Here is an 11,464-nt window from a genome sequence, read left to right as displayed (position 1 = left end):
ATCATTTTTATTTATCTCATTTTGTATTATAGTCCTGCAAAGCCTTATAAAACATATCTATATTTTCAAAAGGTACTCCCGGAGGAGTATCGCACCCTGAAGATAATATAAAGTTACGGTATCCTGTAGTAGCTTGCAATAAGTCTGCAACCTTATTATACAAATCTTCTGAAGTATCCATTTTAAAGACTCCTACCGGATCAATATTTCCCATTACCAATACATCAGACGGGCAACGTTGCAATGTTTCCACCATATCAATCGTATTACCAAAATGCAAACCTGCTGCTCCTGTTTCAAGCATAGCTCCAGTACACTGTCCCATATTTCCGCAATTATGTAAAATTACAAAGAACGATTCGTCTTGTACTTTCTCCACAATCCGTCGAACATATGCAGAAGAGAACTCGCTGCAAGCCTCATCTGATAATAAACCTGCTGCAGGTTCAGCAATAAGTACACCATTTACTCCAGTTTCTTTCAAAGCTAAACAATACTCCTCAATGAACTGAGTACATTTATCCAACAGTTTCTTTATATTATCCGGTTCAATATAAATAGCCATCATGATTTCCGACATATCAAAAAGTCTTCCCGCCAACGAATATGGCCCAATGCAACCAGAGAAAACAGGTCTATCTGAATGTGCTGCTACCAATTTGTTTGCTTTCAAGTACTCAGGAATTCTTCCAGACAATAAAGAAGGGACCTTAAGTGCCTCAATTTCCTCCGCGTTAGAAACCAGTCTACCCACTACAGTAGGAACCTCATGATCAGTAAAAACGATATCTGCTCCAAACGCTTCAGCTTCTACCGTCAAATCCATAATTACAGATGAAGCAGAAGAAGGATATTTCTCTGCCAAAGCCATAATAGCCTGATAATGTATTTCCCCATTTGTAACAGCCTCTTTTACTGTATGTCCTATCAATTCAATACCTGAATGTGTCATGATAGGAATTGCTATTCTCTTTTCTGAAGAAAGAACAGTATCTTTCCATTCATTCATATTGATCTTCATAACAGTTTCCTATTTAAGCAACCGACAACAATTCTTTAGCTTTCAAAACAGCAGCATTTGCGTTACTTGTATAAGCATCAGCCCCTATCTGGTCAGCAAACATTTGATTGACTGGAGCACCTCCTACCATCACCTTTACTTGATCCCTTAAACCAGCTTGTTCCAATGCAACAATTACATCTTTCATATTATTCATTGTTGTAGTCAATAAAGCAGATAAACAAAGAATATCAGGTTTTTCTGTCTTCACAACCTCTACAAATTTAGAAGGCGGTACATTCACTCCTAAATTCACCACTTCAAATCCACACCCTTCAAACATTGAAGCAACCAAATTTTTTCCTATATCATGTAAATCTCCAAATACTGTTCCTATCACAATCTTCCCCACCGTAACTGTATTATTTCCTGTCATACAAGGCTTCAACAGTTCCAACGACCCTTTCATTGCTCTTGCAGCCATCAACAATTCAGGAACAAATGCCTTTTGATGCTGAAACCGATCTCCAATTTCTTCCATAGCCTTTATCATATATCCATTGATAATCTCTTGGATATTCAATTTTTCATCTATAATCTGATGAGTAACTTCTACAGCCGGTTCTAATTTTCCATTCAATATTGACTCATATAATCTATCCAAATCTGCCATAATTCACCTATTTATCTTATTTGCTTTGTAAACGAACAATCTCATCATACGCTCCATATTTACGAGCTGCCTTTATAAACGCTTTAAAGTTTTCTGGAGGAGTATTTCTACCCATGGCACATCCTGAACTTATAATATGACGATATCCATTGGTAGCCTCTATCAGCTTTTTAACAGCTTCATCTATCTGTTCCGGAGTACCTAAAACTAAAGGGAAGCTCGGGTCTATATTTCCCATTAATACCGTGTCTTTTGGAACTACATTACGAGCTTCCCTCATATCCAACATCCAATCAACTTCTAAAATCTTAGCACCTGTCGTACCCATATCACGGATAATACCATTGGTATTTCCACAAATGTGAATAGAGAAAGGTATTCCATACCCCTGTACTTCTTCTGCCATCAACTTCTCCGGTTCCCATGCAAACTCACGATACATATCTGGTGAAATTAAATTAGGACCGGCAAATGCATCCCCAATTGAAGTTGCATGAGCACCTGCATCTTTCTGCGCTTTTGCAAAAATGACACTTGCGTGTCTGCAATAATCTAACACATCTCGAATCAGGGCCGGATCTTCTGTCATTAAATCCATCATAAACTGTGTGGTTCCTCTCAATAAGCATGCAATACTAAAGGGACCTTGATCTGCACGCCCCATGATAAACACACGGTCGCCTATTTTTTCACGTAACCGGCTCGTTGCCTCTAACCATTCACAGATACGTCCCGATTTCATCGGATCAGGTAAAGGCAAGTCATACACATCTCTTAAATCTTTCAGCACAGGCTGTTCTTCATCCACTGTTGCCGGTTCATCTTCACGGAAAATTACTTTAGCTCCTACGGCTTCGGCAATTGTTGCATCATCAAAATCTACAACACAGCCATCATAACCATATTTTTCCTGCGATACAAGGTGAGCTTCTGCCATCTTCCTTCCACACTTATTCACATCACTGATTTTCATTCCAGCAGTTTCTACTGCAAACATAAAACTTTGAGGCACAACCGGAAGAAAATCAGGAATTTCTCCATTCAATACAGCCATGCATCGTTCCAAAGAAGTCATTGTTTTCATTATAATATCCTATATGATTAAATTTTATATAAAGCAATCCAAATATATACCAACACAGCAAGAGGAAGCAACAAACTGAAACACTGGTTACTTGCATCAGCCATCATCCCCATAAAAACCGGAAGTATAGCTCCACCAGCGACTCCCATAATCATCAGGGCAGAAGCCTCATTTGCCTTCTCACGATTAGTTTGTAACCCTTGAGAAAAAACAAATGGGAAAATATTGGCACAAGTCAATCCAATAAAGAAAAGAAGTACCATCATTCCTATCAAATTACTTAAAATGAGAAATAATCCCATAAATATAATTCCTCCCAATACACTCCAGGTCATCATCCTTTTAGCATTGAACCGAGTAAATAAAAAGCTACCTAAAAAAGTCCCCAGTGTACGTCCCACAAAATAAACACTACATCCAATACTTGCTTCTGCAATAGGAGAAGAACATCTTTCTACTAAATATTTTGGAACTGTTGTCATCAGACCTATCTCAAATCCAACGCTCAACAATATCACAGAAAAAATAAGCAACATTTTACTCGATTTGAGTAATCCCCAAATGCTAGATATTCCTTTTTGAATTTCTACAAACTTTGTTTCTTCTGTCCGAACAGGTAGTAAGCATAAAAAAGAAAACAAAGAAAGTATTGCATAAACCGAAAATATCAAATGCCAGTTCTGGAATTTACCAACGGCCATACTTACAATTAACGGTCCCAACGTTGACGAAATTGCTTTCACAAAATTTCCTAACGTAATCATACTTGTAACTCTTTCTGGCCGTATCATATCCATTAACAATGGATTTAATGATACTTGCAACATAGTATTACTAATACCCAGTAGCATAAATGCTACAAGTACTACAGGAAAAGAATAACCTAATAAAGGAAGAATCATCGACAGAGAAGTCAACGCCAAACTATAAAGAACCATCTTTTTACGGCCAATCCTTCCCATAAGTACTCCTGTAGGTATTGAGCAAATTGCAAACCAAACAAACACCATCATTGGCAATAAATTTGCCAATGTATCATTTAAGGCAAAATCACTTTTTACATAGCTTGTAGATACTCCTACAATATCTACAAAACCCATTACAAAAAAAGCAATAAAAACAGGCAGTAGATATGCCATTTTAAATTTCTCAGAAATATTCATTGTATTTTTCAGTATTATAATATTAACAAAGCTTAATTACCTCATATATATTTTATCATTACCAAAGACAAACCTATTTAAACGGTTAAATAATATAAGAAAAAAATTACTCGTCCCCTATACTAGGCAAAAAAGTATTCTGCAATACCTTAGCTTGTAAAACGAAATCCTTTCCTTCACGAATATTAGCCAATAAAATATCAACAGCCTCTGCACCTAATTCTTCTATAGGAAACACCGTAGCAGCCATTTCCGGAGCTAATACATCAAGCCCTGCCATCGTATGAAAAACTCCCATTTTAAAACGATGATAATCAACACCACGCTTCACCATATAACGGATTGCAGCCATCGCTAAATAATGTGTTGTAAAGAAAAAGCCATCCACATCTGGTACTTCCCGAAAAAGACAATCTAATTTTTCATCTATATCAACCCTATAGTTTTGTCTATCTACAAAGACTTTTAATGCGAAATCCTCTTTCACTCCCGCCTCACGCAATGCTGCACTATAACCTTCTACACGCTGTTTCATTACAAAAAGATGAGCATCTGTTACCAAAGTAGCTATTTTTTTAGCCCCCTTATTTACTAAAGCCTCAACTAGTTCATAAGCACTTCCAAAGTTATCCACAATCACATAATTAGTCTCCATATTCTGATAATATCGATCAACTAACACAAAAGGAATATCCAATTTTTGTAAATACTTAATCCCTTTTACTTCAGTCTTAGTAGGAGCAATAATCAGCCCATCTACTCTTTTTGCTATTAACGTATAAATTAACTCATATTCTTTATTTCCATCCCCTTCAGAACTACATACAATTAAAGAATAACCATTCTTTGCAGCTTCTTTTTCTATATAATAAGCCATTTGGGCATAATAAGAGTCTCGTAAAAAAGGAATCACAAGCCCCAATGTTTTCGAAAAACCTAAAGACAGGCTACGTGCAACAAGATTTGGACGATAATTAACCGATTTCGCATATTCCTTTACCCGCTTAATCGTCTTTTCACTAAAGCCCTTACTCTCTCCTTGACCTGACAAGATCCAGGAAACAGTAGCTTTTGACAGATTCAGCGCATTGGCAATATCCTTAATAGAAACGCTCATATCGGTTGTTATCAGTTACTTCAAAATACCAAGGTTAATGTTTGATACAAATATAGAGATATTTTATTTTAACCGGATAAATAGTATTACTTTATTTTTCATTTTAACATTATTTATCACATATTTTCAATAAGCTCAAAGATATTCTCACATCAAATATAAAAACTGCGTAGCAATCTTGCCTGTTGTCTACACAACCCAAGACTACTACGCAGTTTATATTATCACCCGAAAACAAGAGTGTTTTCGAAGCTATTTTATTAATTAGCCATCTCTGAGATAAACTTGATACGCACTAGACGAATTTCCTCTTCAGTATAATCTGCGCCTAATTCATCCATCGCATCATCTATCTTATCAGTAGTTGATTCCTTGAAGTAATCATAGATGTCCAACATATGATCTTCATCCATCACTTCGTTCAAGAAATAGTCGATATTCAGCTTAGTACCCGAATAAACAATTGCTTCTATCTCATCCAGCAATTCCCCAAATTCAATACCTTTTGCCACTGCAATATCATCGAGAGCCACTTTCCTGTCAATACTTTGAATAATCGAAACCTTTAATTTCGACTTATTGGCAACAGTACGTACTCTTAAGTCTTCCGGACGGTCAATTTCATTTTCTTCACAGTGCTTCTTAATCAGCTCACAGAATTCCTGTCCATAGCGTTTTGCCTTTCCAGCACCTACACCCGGTATATTCTGCAACTCTTCTAAAGTAACAGGGTAAATCGTTGCCATTGCTTCCAAAGACGGATCTTGGAAAATGACATAAGGAGGAACATCCAAACGCTTCGACATTTTTTTACGCAAATCCTTCAGCATTGAGAACAATGCTGGGTCTACCGCACACGAAGCACCACTTCGCATAGGAACTTCTTCTGCTTCCTCCTCATCGAAATCCGCATCTTCTACAATCTTGAACGATTTCGGTTTCTTCAAGAACTTATGTCCTTCAGGAGTTACTTTCAGCAGCCCGTAGTTCTCTACATCTTTTGTCAAATACCCAGCAATCAGTGCCTGTCGGATTACCGCATTCCACAATCGGTCTTCCTCTCCCATACCGGAGCCAAACACTTCCAGCTCTTCATGTTTGTGTGCCAGAACCTCAGAAGTTTCTTTTCCGAGCAGCACATCCACTATATAGTCTTGCTTAAAGTTTTCTTTTACAGCAATGATTGTTTCAATCACTGCACACAACGAATCTTGCGCCTCCACTTGTTTTTTCGGATTTAAACAATTATCACAATTTCCACAATTATCTTCAGTATATTCTTCCCCGAAATAATGTAGCAATATCTTTCTTCTACAAACAGATGATTCTGCATAAGCTGCAGTCTCCAGTAAAAGCTGTCGCCCTATCTCCTGTTCCGAAATCGGTTTTCCCTGCATAAACTTCTCCAGTTTCTGCAAATCCTTATTCGAATAGAATGCAAGGCAAATACCTTCACCTCCATCTCGTCCAGCCCGTCCGGTTTCCTGATAATACCCTTCCAGGCTCTTTGGGATATCGTAATGAATCACAAAACGTACATCCGGCTTATCGATACCCATACCAAAAGCAATGGTAGCTACAATCACATCAATGTCTTCTTTCAAAAAGGCATCCTGATTGGCATTTCGTGTAGCTGCATCCATTCCGGCATGATAAGGACGAGCCTTGATACCATTTGCCAGCAGCACTTCCGACAATTCTTCTACTTTCTTGCGACTCAAACAATAGATAATTCCCGACTTCTCACTATTTTGCTTAATGAACTTGATAATCTCCTTATCTACGCTGTTTGTTTTCGGACGAACCTCATAATACAAATTCGGCCGGTTAAACGATGATCTGAACTCTACCGCATCCGTCATCCCTAAGTTTTTCTGGATATCCATCTTCACTTTCGGGGTAGCCGTTGCAGTCAAAGCAATCACCGGAGCTTTACCTATTTCATTGATGATAGGACGTATACGCCGATATTCCGGACGGAAGTCATGTCCCCATTCCGAAATACAATGTGCCTCATCAATGGCATAGAAAGAGATTTTTACCTGTTTCAGAAAATCCACATTTTCCTCTTTCGTCAACGATTCGGGAGCCACATACAGCAACTTGGTCTTACCGTTTACTATATCCGACTTCACCTGATCGATTGCCGATTTTGTCAACGACGAATTAATGAAATGTGCCACACCATCTTCTTCACTGAAGTTTCGCATGGCATCCACCTGATTCTTCATCAGGGCAATTAGCGGAGATATAACAATTGCCGTTCCCTCCATTAACAAAGAGGGCAATTGATAACACAACGACTTGCCGCCACCGGTAGGCATCAGAACAAAAGTATCCTTTCCGGCGAGCAAATTACGAATGATAGCTTCCTGATTTCCTTTGAAAGTATCGAAGCCGAAATACCGCTTCAGTTGCTCCGTTAAATTGATAGATTCCGTCATTGTCCTTAATATTTTGTGAATTTTAGTTGCAAATAGCTCATGTCTACTTTAACAAAGTTATAAACAACTTTCGATATTACACAAATATTCGGGATAATATTTTACTGAAAAAATATATTTTTCTCTACAAATCTCTCTTCTCAGCTCATTTGCAAACGAGACAAATTGGCCTTATTCATCTGTTCTTTGGCATACTCCAGCGTCACGGTGAATGTATCAACTTTCCGAGAAGGAATTTCAAACATTGTATCCATCATAATGGTTTCTACAATTGAGCGCAGTCCACGTGCTCCCAATTTATATTCCACAGCCTTGTCTACAATATATTCAAATACTTCAGGTTCGAACTCCAGTTTCACTCCATCCATTTCGAACAGTTTGATATACTGTTTTATGATTGAGTTCTTCGGTTCTGTCAGAATATTCCGTAAAGCTGTACGGTCCAAAGGATTCAGATAAGTAAGGATAGGCAAACGGCCGATAATTTCCGGAATCAGACCGAACGATTTCAAGTCCTGCGGTGCAATATACTGCATCAGATTATTACGGTCGACTTTTACCGTTTCCTTTGCAGCACTATACCCTACCACATTCGTATTCAGTCGTTGCGCAATCTTACGCTCAATACCGTCGAATGCTCCTCCACAAATAAAGAGAATATTCTTCGTATTTACCGGAATCAATTTCTGCTCCGGATGCTTACGGCCTCCCTGAGGAGGAACATTTACAATCGAGCCTTCCAGCAACTTCAGCAAGCCCTGCTGAACACCCTCTCCACTCACGTCGCGAGTAATGGAAGGATTGTCTCCCTTGCGGGCTATTTTATCTATCTCGTCGATAAACACAATTCCCCGTTCCGCTTCTTCCACATTATAATCAGCAGCCTGCAACAGTCGAGTCAAGATACTTTCAATGTCTTCCCCCACATAACCAGCCTCTGTCAGCACAGTAGCATCTACAATAGTAAACGGCACATGCAGCAGTTTTGCAATGGTACGCGCCAATAAAGTCTTTCCGGTACCCGTACTTCCCACCATGATGATATTCGACTTTTCAATCTCCACATCATTCTGGTCTTTAGGCTGGAGCAAACGCTTGTAGTGATTATATACCGCTACCGAAAGATAGCGTTTTGCGTCATCCTGTCCAATCACATACTGGTCGAGAAACTCCTTGATGTCCTTAGGTTTCGGAAGTTCCTTCAGATTCAAGTCTCCGGCAGCCGACGATGCATTCTGATGCATTGCTTCTTTCACAATCTCATAAGCCTGTTCCGAGCAACTGTCACAAATACATCCGTTTACTCCGGTAATCAGAAATCCAACTTCGTTTTCCGAACGCCCGCAGAAGCTACAACGTCTCTTTCCTTTCGATGATTTATTATTATCTTCCAACGTTATTTCTGTTTTAAGCGATTCTTTTATTCACTTCTTATAGACCCGGTTTACGTGAAAGCACTTCGTCTATCATTCCGTATGCTTTCGCTTCCTCGGCAGTCATCCAGTAGTCGCGGTCAGAGTCAGCCCAAACCTTGTCGAACTCTGTATGCGAATGATCTGCAATAATGGTATAAAGTTCTTTTTTCAACTTCTGTATTTCGCGGGCAGTAATTTCGATGTCCGAAGCCTGTCCCTGTGCGCCTCCCATCGGCTGGTGAATCATCACACGAGAGTGAGTCAGCGCCGAACGCTTGCCTTCCTTACCAGCTACCAGCAACACCGCAGCCATTGATGCAGCCATACCGGTACAGATAGTTGCCACATCACTGCTGATAAACTGCATAGTATCATAAATACCCAGTCCGGCATATACAGAACCGCCCGGAGAGTTGATATAAATAGAAATATCCTTGCCTGAATCTACAGAATCAAGATACAGCAACTGTGCCTGCAAGGTATTTGCCGTATAGTCGTCTATCTGCGTACCAAGAAAGATGATACGGTCCATCATCAGTCGGGAGAATACGTCCAGCTGTGTTACATTCAACTGGCGTTCTTCAAGAATATAGGGATTCTGATAACCAGCCTGCGACTTGATCACGTCATCAAGTACCATGCTGCTCATACCCAAATGCTTGGTCGCATACTTTCTGAAATCGTCCATAGTTTTCATGTGTGATTAATTAAAAAAAGACAGAGACACAAAGACGCAGAGTTCGTTTTTCTTCGAAGAATAACTCTGGGCCTCCGTGTCTCTGCGTATGTTTTGTTTTAGTTTTTAAGTTCTTGAGTTTCCAAGTATTCAAGTCTGGCACTCTTACGTGTTTGCCAAATTCAATCACCTAAGAACTCAAGATACTCATCAACCCATTCTTAGTCCTGGAACATTTTGTTGAATTCTTCAGCAGAAACCTCTTTACGGTTCAAAGTAACCTGAGCTTTCAAAGCCTCAGCCAGTTTTGCTTCGATAGTACGGTTTACCAAAGCTTCTACGCTTTCGCGTTTCTTCAACATTTCTTTTGCATAGTTGTCCAGCAATTCATCAGGTACGTTGATCATACCATACTGAGCAAACTGAGCACGAGTAGCTTCTTTTGCCATTTCGTTGATGTCAGCCTGTTCAACTTTGATTTCGTTTGCTGCAACCAATTTTTCTTTAATCAAGTGCCATGTCAGTTCTTCCAGGCTCTTTTCGTAGTGTTCTGCTACGAATTCTTCGCCTTTTTCCTTGTTGTTTTCCAACATGATACGCTTCATCAGTTCGTCAGCGAATTCCAACTTACCAACTTTGTTAGTCAAATAAGTACGAACATCGATCAGGAACTTATAGTCGCTGTCAGCTTCAAACTGTTTTGCGATAGCTTCCTTCACCTGTGCACGGAATTCTTCTTCGCTGTGAGCCTTTCCTTCGCCCAATACAGAGTCGAACAGCTCCTGGTTCAAGTCACCCGGAATCATACGAGTGATTTCTTCTACCTGGAAGCTGAAGTTACCCTTGTGGTTTTCAACGTCTTCTTTCTGAACTTTCAACAAAGAAGCCAATTCTGCTTCGTTGTTATCGAATGCAGTAGCAGGGTTGAATACCAATACAGTGTTAGTCTTCACACCGTTGAAGATAGCCTTCTGGTCGTCGTTCTTCATGTATTTTGGCATCATCACAGCGCCTTCTACCTGTACGCCACCTTCTTTTGTGTTGCCGTTTTCATCCAATTCAGCCAACAGACCTTTCAGCATGTCACCATCCTGATATTCGTCTACCTTGTCGTATTTTGCGTTACGCTGAGCGTACATCTTCACCTGCTGTTCTACCATTTCGTCAGCTACAGTGATATCAAAGTAGTCTACTGTATCGTTTGCAGAAAGTTCTACATTGAATTCAGGAGCCAATGCAATATCGAAAGAGAATTCAAAGTTTTCTTCTGTAGCAAAATCTACTGCGTTTTCTTTCGGCAGCGGAGTACCCAGCATGTTCACTTTGTTTTCACGGATGTATTCGTTTACTTTTTCCTGCATCAGTTTATCTACTTCTTCTACCAATACAGAAGTTCCGAACTGTTTTTTCACCAAGCTCATAGGAACCATACCTTTACGGAATCCCGGCATATTTACTCTCTGACGGAGAGTTTTCAGTGCTTTTTCTACTTTTTCCTGATAATCAGCTTTTTCAATCTGAACAGTAAGTACAGCACTTACTTTGTCTACGTTTTGCAATGAAATATTCATTTCCTGACTTATTTATTTAATTATTACTATATTTCTCTCTATAGAAACAGGCTGCAAAAATAATGTTTAATCTTTCAATAACCAAAATGTCTGATTAAAAAAAACATTTATTCAAAGTTTGCCTTATCACTATCTGTTTCAAGAATTGTCATCGGAATTGTTTTTCCATTTTCTGAAGAAAGACAGCAGACTATACATCTTTTTTTCTTTGACATCTTCCCCAAAATTCATTTTTATAAGTATAAACCGATATTAAAATATCAGGCTTATGTCATACTGAAAAGATGCAGTTCCGCAATCTTTTGACTTCCATAATCGACG

Annotated in this window: 8 protein-coding genes and 1 pseudogene; all 9 read right to left on the bottom strand. The window is 39.1% G+C overall.

All coding sequences use genetic code 11. The features are described 5' to 3' along the window. Positions 1-16 precede the first annotated feature (16 nt). Entirely contained in the window at positions 17-1,021 is a 1,005-nt protein-coding gene (locus O6P32_RS02965) for a uroporphyrinogen decarboxylase family protein (RefSeq protein ID WP_269876718.1), read from the bottom strand. 13 nt (positions 1,022-1,034) lie between these two features. Next, positions 1,035-1,655 (bottom strand): annotated as a pseudogene (locus tag O6P32_RS02960) (corrinoid protein); the annotation flags it as partial. 34 nt (positions 1,656-1,689) lie between these two features. Next, complete coding sequence (locus O6P32_RS02955; protein WP_269876716.1) at positions 1,690-2,757, bottom strand: uroporphyrinogen decarboxylase family protein; 1,068 nt, start codon at positions 2,755-2,757, stop codon at positions 1,690-1,692. A 17-nt stretch (positions 2,758-2,774) separates the two neighbouring features. Continuing rightward, positions 2,775-3,920 (bottom strand): MFS transporter, encoded by a 1,146-nt coding sequence (locus O6P32_RS02950; RefSeq protein ID WP_269876714.1) that lies wholly within the window; start codon positions 3,918-3,920, stop codon positions 2,775-2,777. A gap of 106 nt (positions 3,921-4,026) precedes the next feature. Beyond that, positions 4,027-5,037, bottom strand: a complete 1,011-nt coding sequence (locus O6P32_RS02945; protein WP_269876713.1) for a LacI family DNA-binding transcriptional regulator — start codon at positions 5,035-5,037, stop codon at positions 4,027-4,029. Between the two features lie 260 nt (positions 5,038-5,297). Next, positions 5,298-7,481: a DNA helicase RecQ gene (gene recQ / locus O6P32_RS02940; protein WP_269876712.1), complete on the bottom strand. Its 2,184-nt coding sequence runs from the start codon at positions 7,479-7,481 to the stop codon at positions 5,298-5,300. 140 nt (positions 7,482-7,621) lie between these two features. Then, positions 7,622-8,875, bottom strand: coding sequence for an ATP-dependent Clp protease ATP-binding subunit ClpX (clpX, locus tag O6P32_RS02935; protein ID WP_269876711.1), 1,254 nt, complete (start codon positions 8,873-8,875; stop codon positions 7,622-7,624). Between the two features lie 37 nt (positions 8,876-8,912). Further along, positions 8,913-9,584: an ATP-dependent Clp endopeptidase proteolytic subunit ClpP gene (clpP, locus tag O6P32_RS02930; RefSeq protein WP_269877032.1), complete on the bottom strand. Its 672-nt coding sequence runs from the start codon at positions 9,582-9,584 to the stop codon at positions 8,913-8,915. A gap of 209 nt (positions 9,585-9,793) precedes the next feature. Further along, complete coding sequence (gene tig / locus O6P32_RS02925) at positions 9,794-11,143, bottom strand: trigger factor (protein WP_269876709.1); 1,350 nt, start codon at positions 11,141-11,143, stop codon at positions 9,794-9,796. Between the last annotated feature and the right edge of the window lie 321 nt (positions 11,144-11,464).

This window comes from Phocaeicola acetigenes (genome assembly GCF_027529745.1).
Lineage (GTDB): Bacteria > Bacteroidota > Bacteroidia > Bacteroidales > Bacteroidaceae > Phocaeicola > Phocaeicola acetigenes.
The sequence above is the reverse complement of the archived record's forward strand: the minus strand, read 5'-3'. Positions and strand labels throughout refer to the sequence as shown.